At 34.6% G+C, this 951-nt stretch carries 1 protein-coding gene; it reads right to left on the bottom strand.

Annotated features, from left to right (window positions below; genetic code table 11):
* Nucleotides 1-628 (bottom strand): CBS domain-containing protein (locus AC3AX0_RS09415; protein WP_487550037.1); only part of this gene is annotated, 628 nt, incomplete at its 3' end.
* Between the last annotated feature and the right edge of the window lie 323 nt (nt 629-951).

The raw sequence follows: 951 nt of genomic DNA, 5'->3' as shown, positions 1-951 counted from the left end.
CTTCAGGAGTATGCCTTCCTCCAGTCACTATTATAAGCTCGACGCCCATGTCCACTGCATGACTTATTATTTCATATCTGTCTCCCACAATAACTATGGAATCATTGTCAAGAATATTGTCTTTCATTATGGTTGAAGTATGGTATGCAGTTACAGTTATACTTCCTTTTATTATGTCCTTTGCCCTACTCAAAGCCGTCCCATCAAGTGTATCTAGCATATTTTCGTAGGTTGAATCTATTGCCATGTTCTCGCTGAATATATGGTTCATTGCTATATCCTTCATGGTGATTATTCCCTTTAATTTACCATCCTCTCCAGTTACAGGAAGAGTTCTGATTCTGTTGTCATTCATATAGTTGTATGCAGAATATATGGATCTTCCCTCTGGCAAGGATTCGATTTCATCATAATCCAGGTCCTTGATCTGAATTTTAACATTATCAAGTTTTTCAGGCACATCCATATTGAAGTAATCAAATATATATTTTGTTTCCTTATTAACATCACCAAGAACCTTTGGAACTGTATTTTCCAATAGGCTGTTCTTTAAATACGAAAGTGCTACTGCAGAAGTCACACTGTCAGTATCGGGATTTCTATGCCCGAAAATATATTTTCTTTCCATAAAATACCTCCATAAAAATTAACTTCAAAAATAATACTAATTATATCATATAATACACCTTAAGGCTTGACAAATTATTATCCCTAGAATATACTTTAAATCGCAAGAGGGAGTAACTATCCTTATGGAATCAAAGTCGTCATTACGGAAAAATATTTCCCGGCTTTGATGGCAATTAACCACGCTAAGTGAGACTCTGCAATTTTCACAAGAGAATTGCAGGGTTTTTTTATAGCTTAAGAAAGTTAAAATATGCATAACACCGTAAGCGTTTGTGTTATTCGATTAAGGTAACTTTCTTTCGCATCTTAATAAATGCTTTG

This window comes from Dethiosulfatibacter sp. (assembly GCF_983023055.1).
The sequence above is the reverse complement of the archived record's forward strand: the minus strand, read 5'-3'. Positions and strand labels throughout refer to the sequence as shown.